The 21563-nt window shown below is 34.3% G+C and carries 20 protein-coding genes; 7 read left to right on the top strand and 13 right to left on the bottom strand.

All coding sequences use genetic code 11. The features are described from left to right. Window positions 1-31: 31 nt before the first annotated feature. The gene (locus tag A6M55_RS05860; RefSeq protein ID WP_015030410.1) at window positions 32-781 is read right to left on the bottom strand and encodes an RNA methyltransferase; all 750 of its coding nucleotides are present in this window, start codon (window positions 779-781) and stop codon (window positions 32-34) included. Between the two features lie 67 nt (window positions 782-848). Here A6M55_RS05860 and A6M55_RS05855 point away from each other — a divergent pair, with 67 nt between their 5' ends. Both A6M55_RS05855 and A6M55_RS05850 read left to right on the top strand, forming a co-directional pair. Beyond that, the gene (locus tag A6M55_RS05855; RefSeq protein WP_064196880.1) at window positions 849-3344 is read left to right on the top strand and encodes a BamA/TamA family outer membrane protein; all 2496 of its coding nucleotides are present in this window, start codon (window positions 849-851) and stop codon (window positions 3342-3344) included. Between the two features lie 234 nt (window positions 3345-3578). After that, window positions 3579-4094 carry a hypothetical protein gene (locus A6M55_RS05850; protein ID WP_015030407.1) on the top strand — a complete coding sequence of 172 codons (516 nt, stop codon included), beginning with the start codon at window positions 3579-3581 and terminating at the stop codon, window positions 4092-4094. A 2-nt stretch (window positions 4095-4096) separates the two neighbouring features. On the opposite strand, the gene A6M55_RS05845 is transcribed toward A6M55_RS05850, so the two are convergent. From A6M55_RS05845 to A6M55_RS05810, 8 genes are all read right to left on the bottom strand, one after another. Then, on the bottom strand, window positions 4097-5218 hold the full coding sequence (locus A6M55_RS05845; protein WP_064196879.1) for an ABC transporter permease: 1122 nt from the start codon (window positions 5216-5218) through the stop codon (window positions 4097-4099). 81 nt (window positions 5219-5299) lie between these two features. Continuing rightward, window positions 5300-6406 carry an ABC transporter permease gene (locus A6M55_RS05840; protein WP_064196878.1) on the bottom strand — a complete coding sequence of 369 codons (1107 nt, stop codon included), beginning with the start codon at window positions 6404-6406 and terminating at the stop codon, window positions 5300-5302. A 77-nt stretch (window positions 6407-6483) separates the two neighbouring features. Then, complete coding sequence (locus A6M55_RS05835; protein WP_015030404.1) at window positions 6484-7230, bottom strand: ABC transporter ATP-binding protein; 747 nt, start codon at window positions 7228-7230, stop codon at window positions 6484-6486. Continuing rightward, complete coding sequence (locus tag A6M55_RS05830; RefSeq protein ID WP_064196877.1) at window positions 7223-8140, bottom strand: ABC transporter ATP-binding protein; 918 nt, start codon at window positions 8138-8140, stop codon at window positions 7223-7225. The genes A6M55_RS05835 and A6M55_RS05830 overlap by 8 nt, the downstream gene beginning before the upstream one ends. A gap of 11 nt (window positions 8141-8151) precedes the next feature. Further along, the gene (locus A6M55_RS05825; protein WP_064196876.1) at window positions 8152-9135 is read right to left on the bottom strand and encodes an HlyD family secretion protein; all 984 of its coding nucleotides are present in this window, start codon (window positions 9133-9135) and stop codon (window positions 8152-8154) included. 24 nt (window positions 9136-9159) lie between these two features. Further along, complete coding sequence (locus tag A6M55_RS05820) at window positions 9160-10425, bottom strand: TolC family protein (RefSeq protein WP_064196875.1); 1266 nt, start codon at window positions 10423-10425, stop codon at window positions 9160-9162. Between the two features lie 63 nt (window positions 10426-10488). Continuing rightward, a complete protein-coding gene (locus tag A6M55_RS05815) occupies window positions 10489-11097 on the bottom strand; it encodes a TetR/AcrR family transcriptional regulator (protein ID WP_015030400.1) in 609 nt (202 codons plus the stop codon). Window positions 11098-11260: 163 nt separating this feature from the next. Then, a complete protein-coding gene (locus tag A6M55_RS05810) occupies window positions 11261-12577 on the bottom strand; it encodes a gluconate:H+ symporter (protein WP_064196887.1) in 1317 nt (438 codons plus the stop codon). 203 nt (window positions 12578-12780) lie between these two features. On the opposite strand from A6M55_RS05810, the gene miaB reads away from it, so the two are divergent. From miaB to secG, 5 genes are all read left to right on the top strand, one after another. Next, the gene (miaB, locus tag A6M55_RS05805) at window positions 12781-14214 is read left to right on the top strand and encodes a tRNA (N6-isopentenyl adenosine(37)-C2)-methylthiotransferase MiaB (protein ID WP_064196874.1); all 1434 of its coding nucleotides are present in this window, start codon (window positions 12781-12783) and stop codon (window positions 14212-14214) included. Between the two features lie 52 nt (window positions 14215-14266). Then, window positions 14267-15589: a sigma-54-dependent Fis family transcriptional regulator gene (locus A6M55_RS05800; RefSeq protein ID WP_064196873.1), complete on the top strand. Its 1323-nt coding sequence runs from the start codon at window positions 14267-14269 to the stop codon at window positions 15587-15589. Beyond that, entirely contained in the window at window positions 15570-16154 is a 585-nt protein-coding gene (locus tag A6M55_RS05795) for an LptE family protein (protein ID WP_305953143.1), read from the top strand. The genes A6M55_RS05800 and A6M55_RS05795 overlap by 20 nt, the downstream gene beginning before the upstream one ends. A 62-nt stretch (window positions 16155-16216) precedes the next feature. Further along, window positions 16217-16879, top strand: coding sequence for a hypothetical protein (locus A6M55_RS05790; RefSeq protein WP_015030395.1), 663 nt, complete (start codon window positions 16217-16219; stop codon window positions 16877-16879). Between the two features lie 120 nt (window positions 16880-16999). Further along, window positions 17000-17371 (top strand): preprotein translocase subunit SecG, encoded by a 372-nt coding sequence (secG, locus tag A6M55_RS05785; RefSeq protein WP_015030394.1) that lies wholly within the window; start codon window positions 17000-17002, stop codon window positions 17369-17371. A gap of 70 nt (window positions 17372-17441) precedes the next feature. On the opposite strand, the gene A6M55_RS05780 is transcribed toward secG, so the two are convergent. The 4 genes from A6M55_RS05780 to A6M55_RS05765 all read right to left on the bottom strand — a co-directional run bounded on the left by A6M55_RS05780 (window position 17442) and on the right by A6M55_RS05765 (window position 21371). Beyond that, on the bottom strand, window positions 17442-18695 hold the full coding sequence (locus tag A6M55_RS05780) for a DEAD/DEAH box helicase (RefSeq protein ID WP_064196886.1): 1254 nt from the start codon (window positions 18693-18695) through the stop codon (window positions 17442-17444). 166 nt (window positions 18696-18861) lie between these two features. Next, window positions 18862-19554 carry a hemerythrin gene (locus A6M55_RS05775; RefSeq protein WP_015030392.1) on the bottom strand — a complete coding sequence of 231 codons (693 nt, stop codon included), beginning with the start codon at window positions 19552-19554 and terminating at the stop codon, window positions 18862-18864. A 262-nt stretch (window positions 19555-19816) separates the two neighbouring features. After that, window positions 19817-20380 carry a YceI family protein gene (locus A6M55_RS05770; protein WP_041693626.1) on the bottom strand — a complete coding sequence of 188 codons (564 nt, stop codon included), beginning with the start codon at window positions 20378-20380 and terminating at the stop codon, window positions 19817-19819. Between the two features lie 130 nt (window positions 20381-20510). Continuing rightward, the gene (locus A6M55_RS05765) at window positions 20511-21371 is read right to left on the bottom strand and encodes a dienelactone hydrolase family protein (RefSeq protein ID WP_064196872.1); all 861 of its coding nucleotides are present in this window, start codon (window positions 21369-21371) and stop codon (window positions 20511-20513) included. Window positions 21372-21563 lie beyond the last annotated feature (192 nt).

Genomic DNA, 21563 nt, shown 5'->3' with positions numbered 1-21563 from the left:
AACACAAAAAAATAACTGAATAAAAATTCACTTACTCTCTTCTTCGGAAATTATCTAAAACTATTGCCGTTGCAATCCCCACATTGAGTGATTCTGCCTCTCCGAACCTTGGAATGGTTATTTTCTTAGTAATTAATTTTTCTACCGACTCTCCTATTCCATTGGATTCATTTCCTAAAACAATATAGCCACTGCTTGGGAATTGGAAATGATGTACATTTTCTGAATCTAAAAAAGTACCAATGATTTCAATATTCCCCTTTTTAATTAACCTTTCGAAGTATTTTGATAGTTCGGTATAGTAAATCTTAATCCTTGTAAAAGAACCCATTGATGCCGCAATAACTTTGGGGTTATAGAAGTCAACTGTTGAGTCAGAACAAATAACTTTTTTGATGCCATACCAATCGGCAATTCTAAGAATTGTACCAAAATTACCAGGGTCACGAATATCATCTAATACCAATACGAACTCATCTTTTTCAGCAGTAAGAGGTGCATTATGACGCATTTTTACAACTGCCAATGCCGCATCATTACTTTGCAGCGTTCCATTTTTTTCAAGTTCTGCTTGTGAAATCTGCTCTACTGATATTTTTTCAAGCTTTTTTTCGTTTTCTGCATAGAACTTAGGTGTACAAAGTAATAGTTCTATTTCCAAATCAGAGTTCAATAATTCTTGAACACTTTTAGCACCTTCTACTAAAAAACGTTGATGTTCTTGTCGATATTTTTTTATTTGCAGAGATTGAACGTACTTTTGTTGTTGTTTTGAAAACATTTTATTTGAATTTACTATTTTAGGGCGGTTGAAACTAAACTTTACTCAACTGACAAACAAGCAATTTATGATTTTGAAAGTAGTCTCATATCTTTTTTATGCATTGCAAACATTTTTTGATAGAAAACTCATTTACAAATCTTTAACTATTTGCTCTATTGTTTTGTTGGCTAGCTCTTGTACACCAAAAGTACAATTAGAGCGAGATGAATATCGTCTGAATAATTTTGAGTTCAAAGGTAATAAACAAATCTCAACTGAGGAACTCGACCTCCTTATTCCTCCTACGCAAAGACCTAATCGTCGAATTTTATACTTACCAGTAGCTCCTTATGTAGGATTTTATAATTTAGGCAAATCATTTTATCGTGACGAAAAAATTAATAAAAGACTAAAAAAATGGCAAAATAGATTAGAAGTATTACCTAATCCAGAAATCTACGATGCTAAAATTGAAAGAAAACGAAAACGCTTTCAAAATAAAATCAATATTTTTAAAGACAGACTGGAAACCAAAGAAAATTGGTGGATGAAAAATATTGGAGAAGCTCCTGCCATAATTACTGAAAATGCCATCAAACGCACGAGCAGTAGTATTCATGATTATTTATACAGCAAAGGTTATTTCGATAATAAAGTTAGCTACAAAATAGATTCAGTAAACACTAACAAAAGAGTAAAACTAACCTATTTGGTAGATGAGAAGAGTGGTTATCGAATTGATAGTATTAAATTCAATGTAGAAGATATCAAAATTGATTCTTTATTGAAAAAATATCAATCAACGAGTTTACTAAAATCAAATAAAAATATTGATTTTGGGAATATTGATGCCGAAAAGATTAGAATTGAATCATTTTTAAAGGAAAATGGCTATTTTAATTTTATCGCTAAAAACTATATCAGTGTTGAGATTGATACAACCGATTATATTAAAAGAGGATACAAAGTAAATCTAGGCTTAAATATCAGAAATCCGCTGCAAAAAGAACAACATGAGCAATTTACCCTCGAATCAGTTAATTTTATTTCAGCCGATGCTTCATCTGATAATTCACTTAAAATTGATACGACGAATATTGAATTAAATAGTATTAGATATACATTTATTGGCAAGAAATTTCCTGCGAGAATCTTAGATAAAAAAATTCTTATTCGCCCTAATCAACTTTTCAAGGCTTCTTTGGTGAATGAAACTAACCGCCAACTTTATGGTCTCGACCAATTTGCGTTTGCGAATGTAAGGTTTACTCAATTACCTGAAAATAAATTGAGGGCAGATATTATTGCTCCAACAAATCCAAAATATACCACAGCCTATAATTTTGACGTCAATAATATCAACAACATTTTGGGCGGTGGAGCTAGTATTTCGCTTCGTGCTCGCAACTTGTTGAGTATGCTTGAAACAACAGAGTTGGGTCTTCGTGCCAATCTTGAAGGTCAACCTGGTTTAGATTCTACCACTCAAAGGAGTCGTGAATTAGGGGCAAATTTGGCCTTAAATATTCCAAAAATTATCTTCTTGGGTAAAATTTCTAATTTATTAAGCCTAAAAAGCCCACGAACACAATTAGCCTTGAGTTTTAATAATTCTAAACAAAGACTATTTGAAAGACAGGTATTTCGCCTAACAGGAAACTATTCATGGCAACGCTCAAAATATGAAACTATTTTAATTTCTCCGTTTGATATTAACCTAATCAACACACCATTTAAAAGTGCTGCTTTTGAAGAAGTTTTAATCAATAATCCAAATCTAAAAGTACTTTATGACCCGCAGTTTGTTTCGAGTATTAATGCAACATATATCTTCAATAACCAGCAACAGGGCAAAAATACACGTGCAAAATATTTTAGACTATTTGTAGAATCGGGCGGAACTACCCTTAATTTCTTCCCAAATAAAAATCAAATCAAATTTATTGATAATATTTTTCCATTAGATACTCCAAAAAGGGCATATTTTCGATTCGTAAAAATAAATTTTGATTATAGAAGATACATTCCTATCAATCAACGTGATTCTTGGGCATTTAGGCTAAATATGGGTGTTGCTCATCCTTACGGTCAAAACCGAGCAATGCCTTTCGAGAAAAACTTCTTTATTGGCGGACCAAATAGTATTCGAGCATGGCAACCTCGCTCACTCGGACCAGGTTCGGCAGCAGGTACAACTATCAACAATCGTTTTTCACAACAACCCGGAGATATTATCTTAGAGTCAAGTGTGGAACTCCGAAAATATATGTTCAGATTTATTGGAAATTGGAATTTAGGGCTTTTTGTAGATGCAGGTAACGTTTGGAAATGGTATCAGATTGAAAGTAAATATAATCAAGCAAATTTTGATTGGGGAAGATTTTATAAAGAAATTGCGGTTGGTACAGGTGCAGGAATTCGTTTAGATTTAGATTATTTCGTGGCAAGAATAGACTGGGGCATAAAAGTTTTCGACCCTGCCAAACCAGTAGGGCAACGCTTTGTTTTAGACGAACTCAAACTAAGCCGAAAACAAGAATATTACCCAGCATTGAGATTTGCCATTGGATATCCTTTTTAAATTGCTAGAGTATGTGACTTTAGTCATTTTGAGTTTAGTAATGTTCGTATTTATTTGTAAATAAATCAAACTAAAATGACTACTTATTATATCGTCGGGGCAATTATTATTCTACATTTCTTAATAGGATTTGGCTATTTAATTTATAAAATTGGCGGACCAAAGAAGAAGAATTAATAAAAAAGACTTCTCTGATTGAGAAGTCTGAAAACAGCAAAATAAAATCTTTAATATATGAAAAAACTTTTCGTTGTATTGATTATCATTTTAGGCTTCAATAAAGCCAATGCTTCACTAACAGATAGTATAAAAGTTTTAGATTTTAAACCTTATAAAATCAATTATCCAAGTAGTTGGCGACTAAAAGCTAATTGTGCAGCCAATGAGTGCACGATTCTTGCACCGGGCGATACCCTTACATGGCCTGATACTTACACAGAAAGTATCAATCTCACTTTCAATCCATTACCTTCTGCCAGCTATACAGTTGACAAATACACGGCATTTTCTATTGATTATCTACCAAAAGTTGTAAAAAATTTCAAGGTGATAGAAAAAAAGAAACTAAAGTCAAATGTGATGCGTATCACCTACACTGGAGAAAAAGATACTTTTCAACAAACATGGAGGCAATATTTTTATGTAAAATCAAGTAAAGTTTATATTGTAACTTTTTCGGCCGAAAGTAAGAAATACAATTATTATCAGCCTTTAATTGAATCATTTTTGAATAGTTTTACGCTCAAATAAATTTAGGCACTTCTTTTTCGATAATTTATAATGGCTAGTGCATTAAAGAAAATGGCAAAAACTACAATTGCTGCAAATTCTGGTAGCATATCTGCAAAGCCACTTCCTTTGATAAATACAGAACGAATAACTTTCACAAAATACATCGGTGGATTACAATAGGCAATCACTTTTGCCCAACTTGGCATACTCTCAATAGGCGTGTAAAGTCCGCTCATGAGTACAAAGACCATCATAAAAAAGAAGGCAAAAAGAGTAGCTTGTTGTTGCGAATCTGAAAAAGTACTTAAAAGTAAACCTATTCCGAGCACACTTAATAGGTAAACACCTGAAAATAAATAAACTATCAAATAAGAACCTTGCGGGATAATTCTAAAAATAGCAAAAGCCACCAACATACCTATCGTTACGGTAATCATTCCTAATACCCAAAATGGTATAAGTTTACCTAAAATAAATTCGTGTTTCTTAATAGGAGTAACATTAATTTGCTCAATCGTGCCTATTTCTTTCTCTGAAACGATATTCAAACTTGCAAGAAAACTACCAACCATTGTAACCAAAATGGCCAAAATCCCAGGCACCATAAACAAATGATAATCAATGTGGGGATTATACCAATTAGCATTAGTAATCAGGATTTGTGGCATATCATTAAATCTAGGCATTCGAATCCATTCTTCACGAATTTCATTATTGAAATCATTGATAATTTGGGTAGCATAAGATGAACCCAAGCCTGCTTTGGTATTACTAACGGCATCGGCCGCTAAAGCTAAAGTTGCCTTATTTTCTTTGATTAAATTACGTTCGAAATGGGTAGGAATTGTTAAAATTAAATCAGTTTTTCCATTTCCAACATTTTCCAGAGCTTTAGCATATGAATTATCATATTGCACCAATCTAAAATAGCCCGATGAAGTAAGCTTTGTTATAAGTCTTTTTGAATAAGTTGAATGGTCTTGGTCAATTACACTAATTGACAAGTGTTTTATCTCATAATCGGCAGCTAATGGAATAATGATGAGCTGAAGAATAGGCATAATAAACATCATTCGGAGAATGGTTTTATCTCTAAAAATTTGCCTAAACTCTTTTTGTAATATAAATGAAAGATTTCTCATGTCAATGTTGAATTAGTTTCTTCAGACTTCGGAAGATTTTCTTTGAAGCCTAATCATTAATGAATCAAATTCCCCTAAGGATTACTCCAATCTAATCTTAAATTTCTTCATGGCTACTGCCAAATAAAAAACAGTCATGGCTACTAATATCAAGGTTTGTTTCCAGATAAACTTAATGCCTAAACCTTTCACCATTATACTACTAACAATACTGTAATACCATTTTGTTGGAACGAGATTACTTATGATTTGCATAGGTAATGGCATATTCTCCAGCGGAAACATGAAACCGCTGAATATCAAAGCGGGCATCATTAAACCTACCAATGATATAAACATGGCGGTTTGTTGTTTGTCAACCAAGTTGGAAATCAATAATCCGAGTGAAAGTGTAGTGAAAATAAACAAGATACTTTCAGCTAAAAGCAGGAATAGATTTCCTCTCAACGGCATTTCAAGAACAGTATAGGCTAAGAGCAAAATCAATAAAACATCAATAAAACAGAGCAAAAGGTAAGGTATTGCCTTCGTTATCACTACCATTAATGGACGCATAGGCGAAACTAGTAAAATTTCCATCGTACCTTTTTCTTTCTCTTTTACAATAGAAACTGAAGTCATCATTGCTCCCAACAGCATCAGAATTAAGGTCATTACACCGGGTACAAAGTTGAAACTACTACTTAGTTTAGGATTATAGAGCATACTACTTTCTACATTAATTTGATAAGGTAGTTTTTGCTCGCCAAACAACTCATTCTGATAATCACGTAAAATTGCCGAAGCATAGTTAATCATGATATTTGAAGTATTCGGGTCGGTGGCATCTCCAACTAATCTAATTTGTGCTTGATTGTAATGAAGTAAACCTTCACGGAATTTTGGTGAAAAAATGACAACCATTCGAAGCTCGTTTTTACGAAATGCTTCTTCGATTTGACTTTCACGCGTTAGATTTTTTGTCACTGAGAAATACCTACTTTGGTCAAAACGATCGGTTAACAACTGGGTAGTTTCATCATGAGATAAATCTAGAACACCAATATTTGAGTTTTTTACTTCGTTTGATAAAGCAAAACCAAACAAAAGCATCATCATGACGGGCATTCCAAGCAAAATCACTAAACTGCGAGTATCGCGAAGTACATGCCAAAATTCTTTGCGTATAAATGAAAAAAATAGTTTCATATTTTGATTAAAGGTCAACTGGAAAAACCAGTAATATTGTATGTATCACCTTTGGAGAAATTCAATTTATAAGGGATTTAATCTCCTCGCTTGGCTTGACGAGCTAGTTTCAAGAATACGCCTTCCATAGAATCGGTTTCAAATTGTTGTTTGAGATTATGTGGGGTATCAAGGGCAGAAATCGAACCATCAACCATTATCGAAACACGATTGCAATATTCAGCTTCGTCCATATAGTGAGTAGTTACGAAAACTGTAATGCCCGAATCGGTAGCTTCATAAATCATATCCCAAAATTGACGACGAGTGATTGGGTCAACACCACCCGTTGGTTCGTCTAAGAATACAATTTTAGGTTGGTGTAAAATGGCCGTTGAGAAAGAAATTTTTTGTTTCCAACCCAAAGGTAAAGAACCAACTAACTTATCGGCCTCCTTCTCCATTCCCAATCGATTAATCAAATCATTTCCTTTTTCTTTCAATTCTTTGCGGGAAAGTCCATAAATCCCGCCAAAAAACTCAATATTTTCTTTAACGGTTAGGTTTTCGTACAAAGAAAACTTTTGACTCATATAGCCAATGTGTCGTTTGATTGACTCATTTTCTTTGTAAACATCATAACCAGCTACCTTTGCCTCGCCCGAAGTTGGCGAAAGCAAGCCGCATAAAATACGCATGGCGGTAGTTTTGCCAGCACCATTCGCTCCTAAAAACCCAAATATTTCTCCCGATTTTACTTCAAAACTGATGGCATTGACGGCTGTAAAATCTCCGAAAGTCTTGGTCAACTTATTCGTTTTTATGACAATTTCTTCGTTAAGCATCTTGCATAAGTTTTATAAAAGTATCTTCAATATCTGGATTAATTGCCTCAATAGAAATATTGGAATGTTGGTGCTCAGTGAGGTATTCACTTAAGTTTTCAATGCTTGATGAGGCATTTTTCACCTGTAAATGATGATGTTGACCAAAAGCAAAACAAGAAACAGCATCGGGATAAGCTCGCAAATCCTTCAAAAGTTGATACATATTATCGCTGCTAACTGCCAATAGATTTTGCTTATTTTTAGTTAAAATTCCATCTAATGTATCCACATCCAAAATCTTTGCATTTTGAATTAAGGCAATTCTATCACAAAGTTTCGCTTCATCCATGTAGGGCGTAGAAACAATTATAGTAATTCCCCGCTCCTTCAATCTTCCCAACATTTCCCAAAATTCTTTTCTCGAAACTGGGTCAACACCCGTTGTGGGTTCATCCAAGAATAAAACTTTAGGTTCGTGAATCAAAGCACAACAAAGTGCCAACTTTTGCTTCATTCCACCCGAAAGTTTACCAGCTAAACGCTTTTTAAAAGGTTCGATTTGCACATATATTTCTCGAATCAATTCGTAGTTTTCTTCTACGGTAGTACCAAAAACAGTTGCAAAAAAGTTAAGATTTTCTTCAATACTCAAATCTTGATACAAGGAAAACTTACCCGGCATATAGCCCACAATTTGCCTAATTTGCTTGAAATCTTTCACCACATCATAACCTGCAACTGTTGCTTTTCCCGAATCAGGAATCAATAGGGTGGTTAAGATTCTAAAAAGGGTGGTTTTACCTGCACCATCTGCACCGATAAGTCCGAATAATTCGCCTGATTTCACTTCAAAACTTACCCTATCTAAGGCTTTTACAGTGCCTTTATCGTAAGTTTTAGTGATATTTTCAATAATGACTGATGACATAGCGGCTTGGTTTAAAATTTCACTTCACCATACATTCCTATCTTGATGAATCCATCATTTTTCACTTTAATTTTGGCTGCATAAACCAAATTTTCACGTTCATCTTTGGTCTGAATGGTTTTTGGAGTGAACTCAGCTTTACTTGAAATCCAAGAGATAGTACCTTGCATTTCTTTGTAAGCATCTTTTCCATTATCAATAAAAATCTTCACTGGTTGATTAACCTTTACTTGTCCGAGTTGTGTACCCGAAACATAGGCACGCAGTGTCATCGTACTTAAGTCAGCAATCTTATAAAGTGGTTTACCCATACCTGTCATTTCATTCGATTCAGCATATTTTACTAATACCGTTCCCGCAATTGGATTAATTACTTTACAATGTCCTAATTGTTCGTCAATTTGAGAGACACGTACTTGCAAAGGCTGAGTTTCGCTTAAAATTCCACGATTTTGGATACTAATTTGTTCTTTCTGCGATGAAATTTGCTGAGAAATTACTTCAATTTGACTTTGAGTGCTTGTCATTTGTTTCTTCAAAATTTCAATTTGACCCACAATGTCATCTAATTGCTTAGTTGGTGCAGCCTCTGCATTGACTAAGTTTTGAAGACGTTTACGTTCTTTTTCTAATAGAGTTAATTGTTCCTTTTGGGTAGCTAAAACAGCTTTTTGGGTTTCAATTTGTTTTTCTAAAATTTTCACTTGTGGAGTAGCCTCATTTTGTTTGAGTTTTAGAGCCGCAATACTAGCCTCTGTTTGAGCTTTTTGAAGGTTGATATTCTGACAATCAACTTGTCCAACCTCCTGCCCTACTGTTAAGGCATCACCTTCTGTTATATTTAAAGCCAGTAATTTCCCATTAGATTCTGACGAAATTATAACCTCTTCTGCTTCAAAAACGCCGGTGGCATCGAAATCTGTTTTTGATGAATTACAAGCCGTAATGCCAAGAGTCAAGGCCACGGCAAAATATGTTTGATAGATTGTTTTCATTGTATGTTTGCTTTTAGCGAATGCTTAGTTTCCTTTCAAAATTTTAATATTATTGATAATCTGCATTTGTTGAATTTGGTGTAAACTCAAATTTTGTTTAGCCATTGATTCGTTATCTACCTCTGTTATATAATCGCTCACGGTAATCATGCCGTTTTCAAGTCGATTTTCAGCAATTTTTTTCATGTATCCACGAATTTCAATCAGTCGTTGGTCTTCTTTGATTTGATCTTGAAGTTTTAGAAAATCTTCGTTCTGAGTGGCCAATTTCAATTGAGTTTGCTGTAAGAAAAGGGCTTTTTGTTGCTCAATTTTCTCTTTATTGATATCAATTTGGCGTAAATCTGATGTTTTGGTTTTCAAATAAAAATTTGAAAGTGGAATACGTAATGAAACTCCACCGATAAAATAAGTAGCAAAATCTGGAGAAAGCATATTCAAACCTGGACGACCATAACCACCCGTGGCAAAAAGATTTAACTTAGGAGCATATTTCGATTTTATACCTAATTTATTTGCTTCAGCTAATGATTTTTGTGCATCAAAATACTTCAATTCTGGACGGTCTATGCCTGCATTTTCAGCCATTGCCAAACGAGGTTCTTCTAAAACTGTATTTTCTAAAAACTCTTTTCCTGTTAAAATTGAAAGTCCTTTTAATGCGGCTAATTTTCTACTTTTAATCTCTCTTTGCTGCTGCTTTAACTCAATTAATCGAGCTTCAAGCATCATTAAATTGCTTTTGATTGCCGTTCCATTGTCTAAGTTTGCACTTTGCTTTTTTAGTTGGCTTTCAATGTCATTTTTAATGATTTCAGTATTTTGAAATTGTTTTTCTGCCAATAAAATTCCAAAATATAGGTTAGAAATTTGCTCACGAATCAGATACAAATTGCTTTCAATATTTCGAGAATCGGCATTTGCAGAGGCAGTTGCTATTTGTTTTTGACTTTTGGTTAAGCCACCGTCCCAAACTATTTGAGTTACTTCTAAAGTTGCCTTATATTGGTCTTTAGAAATAGTAGGAACCTTAATATTGGGCAATGAAATGGGCAAACTTGTTACGGCCGATTGCCAAGTAGCTTGACCACCCACAGAGGTTTGTGGTAGATAATTTTTATTCAATGCTGCTATTTGCAAGGCTTCAGCCTCTGCAACCAATGGTAAAAGTTTAGCTTGAGGATTATTTCTTTCCGCCAAATCAATACAAGATTGCAGCGAAGTTTGCCCCGAAACTAAGAAACCCTTCAATAGCAGCACGAAAGTAAGTAAAGTGCTTAATTGTTTCATTTCTTGAAAATTGTTAAAAATTTGTAAGATTAGATTGATTATTTCTATTCAATCAAGAGTAAATCAACTATTAGGAATAAGAATGTATTTGATATATTGTTGAATTTCAGCAACTCTAAAATTCATGAGCATTTTGAACTGTTCTTCATCAATTTTGGTAATTTCTTTAATAACAGGCCTTGCCATAAACGGAAAAGCACACATGCTAATGATTGAAATGATTAGCTGAATCGGATTTACTTCCCTTACCTTCTTTTCAGATAAATCTTTCATGTAAAGTTCAATTAGTTTTTGATTGAGAGAAACAGGGAGTTTCTTGATAAAATCCTTTCTATCAGCTCGATTGATAGTTGACATCACAAAAAAAGGCATATAAGGATTATCTGCCAGAATCGACACATATTTTTCAATAAATGCACAGATTGTTTCATAAAATGAAAGATTTTGGCCAAATAATTCCTCCATCTTCGGAAACATCACACTTATTTTCTTTTCAAAAATATATTCAAATAAATTATCCTTTGAACGAAAATAATAGTGTAACAATGCCTTGTTAATTCCTGCCAAATCAGCAATATCTTGCATGCGAGCGTCGCCGTATCCATCTCTCAAAAATATCTTTTCGGCAGCTTCTAATATTTTTTCTTCGGTTTGGCTGTTTTGTTGTTTCATTGAATTAACCGATTAGTTTAACTGTTTAGTTAAATTTAATACAAACGTATTATATAGCAAGCAGGTGCACAAATATTTATTCAAAACAATTCAATAAAAAGACATGAAGCGGAAGAAATAACGTCTAAATCAGAATTTAGAAAATTTAAGATTATGCCCAAAATTATAAAACTACAAACTTCAGAAATAAAACCCCTAAAAGCCCCATCACTGAAACTAGTATTTCCATGACTGACCAAGTTTTAAGGGTTTGGCTCATAGAAAGTTGAAAATACTCTCGAAATAACCAAAAACCAGCATCATTTACATGGGAAAACATCATACTTCCAGCTCCGATACTGAGAACCATTAAATGAGGCTCGGTATGAGTAGAAGCCAAAAGTGGAAACATAAAACCAGCGGTGGTGATACCCGCCACCGTTGATGAACCCACCGCTACTCTGATGATAGCAGCCATTCCCCAACCTAAAACAAGCGGGTGCATGGATGAGTTAGACATCATATCAGCAATTGATTGACTTACTCCCCCATCGGTAAGGACTTGTTTTAAAGCTCCAGCCCCACCAAAAATCAAAAACAGCATAGCAACATCTTTAATAGAATCACCAAGTAAGTTAGATACTTCAGTTAATGATTTGTTTTGCTTAATACCTAATAAATAGATTGCCACCACCACTGCAATAAACATACTTGCCACTGGGTCAGCTAAAAAAACAAATAATTGATGAATCAATAAATCCTTGGGAAAATAAGGTAATAAAATGGATGCTAAGCTTATTAATATAATTGGTAGCAGTACTGTAAAAAAACTGCTGAAACTTGAGGGCATTTGCTCATCGGTTAATTCTGGAGCGATAAAAGATTTGTTCGGCAAAACATTATATTTCTTTATAATTGCCCCGAAAAAAGCTCCCGAAACTAAGATTGCTGGAATAGACACAATTATACCATAGAAAAGTGTTAGTCCCATATCAGCATTAAATTGCTTAACTAATGCCAATGGAGCAGGGTGAGGAGGCAAATATCCTTGAGTTACTGAAAGCGATGCCAACATTGGAAGAGCAATATAAACTGCCGAAAGTTTAAAACGATAGGCCACCGTAATTGCTAAAGGAGCCAACAGCATAAAGCCAACCGAATAGAATAATGGTAAACCTACAATGAAACCAGTAACCATAAATGCCCAACGAACACGATTTTTACCAATAACCGACATCATTTGCATTGAAATTCGTTGCGCAGCACCGCTTTGGGCTACTAACTTACCCAACATGGCACCCAATGCAATAATCGCTACAATTGCCCCTAAAGTACTTCCTGTTCCTTGTTGAATTGATTTTAAAATAGCTTCTGGGTTCATTCCCAACGCAATACCTGCCCCGAAAGAAACCGTCAAGAATGCTAAAAAAGTATGAACTTTAAAATATGAAATCAGTAAAATAAGCACTAACAGACTAATTACAGTTACTAGCAGAGGCATGATTGAATTTATTAGGTTGAATGAAAAAGCAAAATAGTAAAAAATAACCATCTATCATATCAATTAGTCGCCTGTAAAACATTCCTTCAAAAATTTAAGTTATTTTAAACTGACAATCTGTCAGTATTGTTGTACTTTTGCATTACAATTATCGCTAATTGTACAATTACCAATTATTTCATTGGCAAGTATTCAAAATAAATATGGAATTAGTTACAAACTCATTAAAGATTCTCAACGAAGAAGATAAGAAAGACTTGGATGTGGCTCGCATTAGCGAAGACGAAATCAGTACGGCAAAACGCAAACTTTATATTGAAAGTTATGGATGCCAAATGAACTTCGCCGATAGTGAAATTGTGGCATCTATTCTAAGAGAAAATGATTTTGCTACCACCTCAAAAATCGAAGAAGCAGAGCTTATCTTACTAAATACTTGTGCCATTCGTGAAAATGCCGAACAAAAAGTTCGTCATCGTTTGCAGCACCTTGTTCCGATGAAACAAAAACGCAAAAATGTAAAAATTGGCATTTTGGGCTGTATGGCCGAGCGTTTGAAAACGAAACTTTTGGAAGAAGAAAAAGTGGTTGATATGGTTGTGGGTCCCGATGCCTATCGTGATTTACCAAACCTTATTAATGAAGTTGAAGATGGACAAAAGGCCGTTAACGTATTTCTTTCTCGTGAAGAAACTTATGCAGATATTACCCCTATTCGATTAGATTCTAATGGAGTTACCGCTTTTATTAGTATCATGCGTGGTTGTGATAATATGTGTAGTTTCTGCGTGGTACCTTATACCCGTGGACGTGAACGCAGCCGTGACCCACATTCTATTGTAAAAGAAGCAACCGAATTATTTGAACAAGGGTACCGTGAAGTTACTTTATTAGGTCAAAACGTAGATAGCTACAAGTGGAAGTCAACAGAAACGGCTCAAGAAAATATTGTTACTTTCGCCAATTTATTGGAAATGGTAGCTTTAGTAAATCCTGATTTACGTGTACGTTTCTCTACTTCACACCCAAAAGATATTACCGATGAAGTACTTTATACAATCAAGAAGTACGATAATATCTGTAAATACATTCACCTCCCAGCACAAAGTGGTAGCAGCCGTATTCTTGAGCTAATGAATCGTACCTATGACCGTGAATGGTATATAGGAAAAATCGACCGCATCCGTGAGATTTTGGGTGAAGAATGTGGTATTTCTCAAGATATGATAGCTGGTTTTTGTACAGAAACAGAAGAAGACCACCAAGATACGCTTTCATTGATGGATTATGTGAAGTATGATTACGGTTATATGTTCGCCTATTCTGAACGCCCAAATACACCTGCTGCTAAAAAATTACAGGATGATGTTCCAAATGAAATCAAGAATCGTCGTTTAGCCGAAATCATTGCCAAACAACGAGAACATTCTTTGGAGCGTAATCAAATGTCTATCGGAAAAGTTTATAAAGTTTTAATTGAAGGATTTTCAAAACGCTCGAATGAACACCTTTCTGGAAGAAACGACCAAAATAAAATGATAATTTTCCCTAAAGAAAATCATCAAAAAGGTGAATATGTAAACGTTATGGTAACTGAATGTTCTTCAGCAACTTTAATCGGACATATCGTAGAATAATCTTTGAAAATAAACCAATAGCTAAAGGCAAACAGCTAAAAGCTAAATAATAATGAGTACAAATACAGAATTACAGTCGGTCAAAAATCGCTTTGGCATCATCGGAAATGCCCCTGCTCTCAACCACGCACTTAGCGTGGCGATTCAGGTTGCCCCTACCGATTTGACTGTACTGATTAATGGAGAAAGCGGTAGTGGGAAAGAATCATTTTCAAAAATTATCCACGCACTAAGTTCACGCAAACACGGTCCTTTCATTGCTATCAACTGTGGAGCAATTCCAGAAGGAACCATCGACTCCGAATTATTTGGGCACGTAAAAGGCTCATTTACAGGGGCAATTGATGATAGAAAGGGTTATTTTGAAACTACTAATACGGGTACTATTTTTCTGGATGAAATTGGTGAAATGCCCGTAGGTACGCAAGCCCGCTTACTTCGTGTACTTGAAAATGGCGAGTTTATTCCAGTAGGTTCTTCAAAAGTGAAGAAAACTGATGTGAGAGTGGTAGCAGCTACCAATGTAAAATTACTTGATGCTGTTGAACGTGGGCGTTTCCGTGAAGATTTATATTATCGTTTGAATACTGTACCAATCAATGTTCCTCCATTACGCGAACGTGGATATGATATTGAATTGCTTTTCAGAAAATTCTCAACTGATTTTGCTGAAAAAAACAGAATCCGTCCTGTAGAATTGACTGATGAAGCAGGGCAAATGTTGATGAATTTTAGGTTTCCGGGAAATATTCGACAGCTAAAAAATATTGCCGAACAAATTACTATCCTAGAAGTAGAACGCTTAATTACACCAGAAATATTATCAAAATATCTACCGCGTGAACAATCGAGTGGCCTACCAACGCTTTTGAAAGGGCTGAATTCAGAATATGATAACGTCTCAGAAAGAGATATTCTTTACAAGGTTTTATTTGACATGAGAAAAGATATGACTGACCTCAAGAAGTTAGTTTTATCACTCATGCAAGGGCAGGCCAATGGCATACCTATGAATAATGATATGATTCAGCAGCATCAAGATTTATTTAGAGGTATTCAAGAAGAAAACATGGCCCTTATGCCGCCAACTGTTTATACGCCTCCTCAAACTACCAATAATTACCCAACATTTCAACCAATTGAAAATCAAGGTGTTATAAAAATAGATAGTCTTCAAGATGACCGAGATAACGTAGAGGATATCTCTCATGAAACTGAAGAAAATTCTTATTCACTGGAAAAGCAAGAAAAAGAAATGATAGTGAGGGCCTTAAAGAAAAATAATTTCAAGCGAAAATATGCCGCACTTGATTTAGGAATTTCAGAACGAACACTTTATCGAAAAATCAAACAATATGATATTGAAGATGAGTAATTTTTTAATGAAAAATAAAGAATGGAAGATGAAGAATGTTAATGATATTTTTTTCAACAAAAAATTAGCCCTTATTCATTATTCATTATTCATTAGCTTATTATTTCTCAGTTCTTGTAAAATTTATTCGTTTACAGGCACAACACTTTCCAAAGATTTGAAAACTATCACCATTCAAAACTTTGTTATGAACACCGCCGGTGGGCCTGCCAATTTAACGCTTACTTTTACAGAGAAATTAAAAGAATATTATCAGCGTAATACAAGTTTAAAACTCAAACCTAATGATGCTGATTTATTACTTGAAGGAGCTATAACTGGTTATGAACTAACTCCCGTATCAGCAACGTCGGGTGATAAAGCGGCACTTAACCGATTAACCATTAGAGTAGAAGTAAGGTTTTTTAATGCAAAAAATGAAGATGAAAACTTTGAAAAAGAGTTTTCGTTTTATCAAGATTTCCCGCAAGAACAAACCCTTGCTCAAGTGGAAGGAAGTTTAGTACCGAAAATTATTGACCAATTGGTACTAAACATTTTTAACGATACCGCAGCTCAATGGTAATTTATTTATGTAAAATGTGTAATATATAGTTTTTAATTATACATTATCCACTAATTGAAACTATGCTTGATAAAAATATTTTTATAGAATACTTAAGTAATCCATCAACGTTATCGCTAAATGATATCATGTTGATGGAAAATGCTACTAAAAAATTCCCCTATTTTCAACTAAGTTACACACTGATTGCAAAAGGAATTTATTCAAAAGCCCCCGAAATTGCACAAGATGCGGTAAGAAAAGCGGCTATTTATGCTTTAAGTAGAAATGCCCTAAGAAAAGTGATTGAAAATGATTTGGATTGGAATAGTGTGCCTAACATCAGAGTAGCTGAATCAACTACTGAAAGTAAATTTTCACCAAATATTATTGAAGACGAATTAAAACGCGAGAAATTGGAAGAGGAGTTAATAGAATCAATTGCAAAACCAGCACTAAAAAATATTCAAGACGAACAATTAGCCCTAATTGAGCAATTTATAAAGAAAGAGCCTCGTATTCAACCAATTAGAATTGCCAATAACAACGAAGAAGTTGAAGACCTTAGCGAACACAGTACAACGCTCAAAGGCCCATTATTAACAGAAAGCTATGCCAAGATTTTGGCACGTCAGGGGCGTTTCGACCAAGCGATAGAAGTTTATCATAAACTTTTATTAAAAAATCCAGAAAAAAATGCTTACTTTGCGGAAAAAATCGCCGACCTGCAAAAGAAGATGTTGTAAAGTAACAATCAATTTTGAATTATAAGCAATTCATTATCAACACTTTAGCAGAGTTTTCGTTTTCTTATTTAAAGAAATTATTGCAAGAATATCATTCATATTTAATCATTTATTGAAAAAATGTACACTACAGTTTTAGTTTTAATGGTAATTATCGCCATCTTATTAGTTTTAGTGATTATGATTCAAAATCCTAAAGGCGGTGGTCTTTCGAGTGAATTTGGTGGTGCAGGTGCACAAATGTTCGGAGTTCAACGTACAGGAGATATACTTGAGCAACTTACTTGGGGCTTTTTTGCTTTCATTATTGTAGGTGCTCTTACTGTAGGCATTTTTGCTGATAAAACTGGTGCTTCTGCCGAAGATAATGGTTTAAATGTTGAAAAAGCACAAGCTCGTCCAACTGCTCCAGCGACAACTCCAGCAGCAGCTCCTGCAACTGGTAACACGCCAGCCGGAACAACTCCAGCTCCAGCAGCTCAACCAAAGTAAGATTCAATTAGTCTCAAAGTAGACTTATTATTGATACATAAAAAAAGGAGTCATCAATGACTCCTTTTTTTTATGTGGTAGTTTGAATTTTCTTTGGTTTATCAAACCGTTTTTTATTGAATGAGCCTTTCTTATTCGGATTAGAGTTTCTATTTTTCTTTCTTCCAAGCGAAGGATTGTATTCAGGTGCTTTACCAAAACCTAAACTTTCTGTAATATTTAACTTTTCAACTTCTCGTTCTAAAAGCTTTTCAATATTTGCTACCCTATATTGGTCTTTTTCATTAATAAATGTAATGGCCGTACCAGTTGTTTCTGCTCTAGCAGTTCTGCCTATTCTGTGAATATAATCTTCTGCATCACGAGGTACATCAATATTGATAACTAAATTCAAATTGTTAATATCAATACCTCTTGAAAGCACATCGGTGGCAACCAATACTTTAAATTGTTTGTTCTTAAAACCTCGTAATGACTCTTCTCTTTCTTCTTGTGAAATATCAGATGAAATTCCTTTAGATTCAATATTATTTCGGTTGAGACTTCTAACAACTTTATCAATCATTGATTTCTGAGAAGAAAAAATAATGACCGATTCCGCTTCAGTATTTTTCATTAAATGCAATAAAAGTGGAAGCTTTTGTTCGTCGGAAGCCAAATAGAATTGTTGGTCAATACCCACCGCAGGTTTAGAGACTGATAAACGAATCTCTTCTGGTGTTTTTAAGATTTTATTGGCAAAATCTCTAATTTTCTTGGGCATTGTTGCCGAAAACATCAAATTTTGTCTTTGAATAGGTAAATGCTTAATGACAAATAAAATATCTTCTGCAAACCCCATATCAAGCATTTTATCTGCTTCATCTAAAACTAAACACTTTAAGTTTTCAAAATTTATTTCACCAGTTTTTATCTGAGCCATTAATCGACCAGGCGTAGCAATAATGATATCTGCTCCATTAACTAAGGCCTTGCGTTGTTGATTCCAATCTTCGCCTTTGCCACCGCCATAAATTGCAATACTTGTTGCTGAAACGAAATAACTAAATCCTTCTATTTGCTCATCAATTTGTTTAGCTAGTTCTCTAGTAGGAACTAAAATTAACGCAGTAGTATAATCACTTGGATTACGAGCAATGAAATCTAAAATTGGAATTAAATAGGCCGCTGTCTTACCCGTGCCTGTTTGGGCTGAAGCAATTAAATCTTTACCAGAAAGTATAATAGGAATAGCTTGTTCTTGAATAGGGGTAGCCTGCAAATAGCTCATTGCATCGATACCCGATAAGACATCGTCGTGTAGGTTAAATTCGTTAAATTGCAATTTTTTTAAATTTGGGATATAAATGAAATTTTTACTATACAAAAGTAATATAAATTTGGAGTTATGCAAGAAAAATTAAAGTAACCAGCTAAGCCATAAAAACAAAGCCCAATGAAAATTTCACCGGGCTATAACTCATTTATAAGAGGTAAATAATGGGCTAATTCTATACTTTTTTTATTTTATTCTCCAGTTCAATTACCATTGGTACTAAAACATGGTCTTCAATAATTGCATGCTTTCTCAATTCAAGTTCAAATAGTTCAACTTGATTTAAAAAAACTTTATACGGTAGTGGGGTTGAATCATCGCTTGAATATTGAAGGATAATTCTACTAACTTCTTTAAGTTCATCTTCTATTGGAGAGTGGCCATCAATAAATTGTTGGATTGAAAACGCTGGGTCAAGGTCTAGTTTTTCAGCACAAACTGGCTTTACTCTTGAAGCAACAATCACTTTACGAATGTATGGGAATAATTGTTTTTCCTCCATACGTATGTGGTCAACTAATTTATTTTTATAATCGTTAAAGAAAATCGCTAAACTTGCTAATAACTGATGGCTTTGCCCATATTTACTAAAAATATGTAACAAAGATTGTTCAATTTCTGGAAGTTTTTTATTCAAATAATACTGGTGCGTTACCTGCAAATAATTAAGTATATCTTCGATTGAAAACTTTTGTAATTTCTCAAACGGAAAATCCTCATCATCGTTGTATAAATCTAAAATTAAGTCAAGTAGTTCATGATTCGTTTCCAATTGGTTGAACTTCTTCGTTTTCGGTGCAGTGTCCAAACGCTCAGTGATTAACTGAAGCATTTTAGAATTATCAATGAGGTCGTTTACTGTTGTCATATCTTTTTTACCTGTCTAAGATTCGAGTAGGCAAATCTATTAAAATTGACAATCTTAAAACATGAGGGATGTCATAATTGAAAACTGATTATTTCATGACAACTAAATAAGTTCGCTTACTAAAAAATCTCCTTCTACTTTTCCCACTTTTGGCGAATATTTGAATACAATAAATTCTTTTGTTCTTCTTAAATGCTAGTAAAATAAAAAAGCATATTGAGTAAAAACTCAATATGCCTTCATTAAATTTATCTACGATAAATTAGTTTGCTTTAAATTCACCCGAAGCACGAAGTTCAACTTCTTCAGAAACAACTGCACTTGGCATAGCTCCTACACCGAAATCAGTACGTTTTACTGTACCTGTAGCTTTAAAACCTACTAATTTCTTTCCATCGCGTGCCGCACCAGTACCAACTAAAGTAAGGTCTAAAGTAACTGGCTTCGTAACACCTTTTAAAGTAAGATTTCCTGTTAATTTATATTTCTTAGGACCAGCAGCTGTAATACCAGTGCTTTTGAATGTCATTGTTGGAAACTTTTCAGTATCAAACATATCAGCCTTTTGTAAGTGACCATCACGCATTTCCTGATTGGTAGTTACTTGCTTCAAATCTGCTGTTAAATCAAAAACTGCATCTGAGAAGTCTTCTTTAGATGAAGTAATTGTAGCATCAAAGCTTTTGAAAACGCCATCAACTTCTGACATTAATAAGTGTGTAACTGTGAAAGTCATTTTAGCGTGAGCTTTGTCAAGCGACCATTTTTGAGCGAAAGATGAAACTGAAGCTAACAAAGCAAAGGCAAGAAGAGTAATTTTTTTCATTTTAAATTGTTTTTTTTGGTTAATACTATATACAAACAGACTATACTTAACAAATGTAATTACATTTAATGTATAAACAAACTCTTTGTGACTTATTAACAATCTATTAACTAAATAGATTTAATAGCCTTTAAGATATTGTTTCTTTAAACAAACGTAAAGTTCGCTCCCAAGCAAGTTTTGCGGCTTCTGGATTATATCTTGTAGGGGCAGTATCGTTATTAAATGCATGATTTGCACCCTCATAAATATAAATTTCATGTTTTATTCCAGCCGATTTTAGTGCTGCTTCATAAGCAGGAATTCCAGCATTCACACGTTCATCTAAACCACCGTAATGCAATTGTAAAGCCGCTTTTATTTTAGGCACATCAACAGCTTCAGCTTGACGCCCATAATATGCTACTGCTGCATTTAGTTTCGGTGAATTTACAGCCAATTGATTGGCCATTCCCCCACCCCAACAAAAACCAACACAGGCAGTTTTACCATTTGACGAAGAAAGTGAACGTAAGTAATCCAATCCTTTTAAAAAGTTGTTGAGATTCTTTTGTGCATCTAGTTTTCCGAATAAACCGCGTGCTTCATCTTCATTAGATGGTGTACCTCCAAAGGGTGAAAGTGCATCAACTCCCAGTGCGATATACCCTGCTTTTGCAACTCTACGTGTAACATCTTTGATATGAGGATTTAACCCACGGTTTTCATGAATCACTAAAACAGTCCCAATTTTTCCATTAATTTTCTTAGGCTTAGCCAGATAAGCTTTCATTACAGCTCCATCGCCTTCGAAAGATACATCTTCAGTAATGATATCTTCATCGTCTTCGGCAATAGTAACTGCATTTGAATAATTAACTTCTAACAAGGGCAAAACTGCAAGTGCAGCGGCAGTACCCCCTGTAAGTTTTGTTAAACGCTGCATAAACTCGCTTCTTGAAAGTGGTTTGTGCGTGTACTCGTCGAATAGGTTAATAATTTCTTGATTCATAGTTTTTTTAGGAGAAAATTTAAGTTAGTACGAATGTAATATTAAAATAGTTGTTTTGGGTTCTTTTCCTTTTAAAAAGAAGGGGCTTGGATAATATCACAAGCCTTCTAATTTTCAACCTAATCAAAATAAAAATCTTTTATATAGCTTTGTCATAATAGCTTTGGAATAATCTACCCCAAAACTATCATA

Source organism: Emticicia sp. MM, assembly GCF_001649495.1.
This window is presented reverse-complemented; position numbering and strand designations above follow the sequence as displayed.

What these genes read in the sequence shown, in the direction of transcription:
- A6M55_RS05860 (WP_015030410.1), bottom strand. Translation starts at nt 781, where the DNA reads ATGTTTTCAAAACAACAACAAAAGTACGTTCAATCTCTGCAAATAAAA.
- A6M55_RS05855 (WP_064196880.1), top strand. Translation starts at nt 849, where the DNA reads ATGATTTTGAAAGTAGTCTCATATCTTTTTTATGCATTGCAAACATTT.
- A6M55_RS05850 (WP_015030407.1), top strand. Translation starts at nt 3,579, where the DNA reads ATGAAAAAACTTTTCGTTGTATTGATTATCATTTTAGGCTTCAATAAA.
- A6M55_RS05845 (WP_064196879.1), bottom strand. Translation starts at nt 5,218, where the DNA reads ATGAGAAATCTTTCATTTATATTACAAAAAGAGTTTAGGCAAATTTTT.
- A6M55_RS05840 (WP_064196878.1), bottom strand. Translation starts at nt 6,406, where the DNA reads ATGAAACTATTTTTTTCATTTATACGCAAAGAATTTTGGCATGTACTT.
- A6M55_RS05835 (WP_015030404.1), bottom strand. Translation starts at nt 7,230, where the DNA reads ATGCTTAACGAAGAAATTGTCATAAAAACGAATAAGTTGACCAAGACT.
- A6M55_RS05830 (WP_064196877.1), bottom strand. Translation starts at nt 8,140, where the DNA reads ATGTCATCAGTCATTATTGAAAATATCACTAAAACTTACGATAAAGGC.
- A6M55_RS05825 (WP_064196876.1), bottom strand. Translation starts at nt 9,135, where the DNA reads ATGAAAACAATCTATCAAACATATTTTGCCGTGGCCTTGACTCTTGGC.
- A6M55_RS05820 (WP_064196875.1), bottom strand. Translation starts at nt 10,425, where the DNA reads ATGAAACAATTAAGCACTTTACTTACTTTCGTGCTGCTATTGAAGGGT.
- A6M55_RS05815 (WP_015030400.1), bottom strand. Translation starts at nt 11,097, where the DNA reads ATGAAACAACAAAACAGCCAAACCGAAGAAAAAATATTAGAAGCTGCC.
- A6M55_RS05810 (WP_064196887.1), bottom strand. Translation starts at nt 12,577, where the DNA reads ATGCCTCTGCTAGTAACTGTAATTAGTCTGTTAGTGCTTATTTTACTG.
- miaB (WP_064196874.1), top strand. Translation starts at nt 12,781, where the DNA reads ATGGAATTAGTTACAAACTCATTAAAGATTCTCAACGAAGAAGATAAG.
- A6M55_RS05800 (WP_064196873.1), top strand. Translation starts at nt 14,267, where the DNA reads ATGAGTACAAATACAGAATTACAGTCGGTCAAAAATCGCTTTGGCATC.
- A6M55_RS05795 (WP_305953143.1), top strand. Translation starts at nt 15,570, where the DNA reads ATGATATTGAAGATGAGTAATTTTTTAATGAAAAATAAAGAATGGAAG.
- A6M55_RS05790 (WP_015030395.1), top strand. Translation starts at nt 16,217, where the DNA reads ATGCTTGATAAAAATATTTTTATAGAATACTTAAGTAATCCATCAACG.
- secG (WP_015030394.1), top strand. Translation starts at nt 17,000, where the DNA reads ATGTACACTACAGTTTTAGTTTTAATGGTAATTATCGCCATCTTATTA.
- A6M55_RS05775 (WP_015030392.1), bottom strand. Translation starts at nt 19,554, where the DNA reads ATGACAACAGTAAACGACCTCATTGATAATTCTAAAATGCTTCAGTTA.
- A6M55_RS05770 (WP_041693626.1), bottom strand. Translation starts at nt 20,380, where the DNA reads ATGAAAAAAATTACTCTTCTTGCCTTTGCTTTGTTAGCTTCAGTTTCA.
- A6M55_RS05765 (WP_064196872.1), bottom strand. Translation starts at nt 21,371, where the DNA reads ATGAATCAAGAAATTATTAACCTATTCGACGAGTACACGCACAAACCA.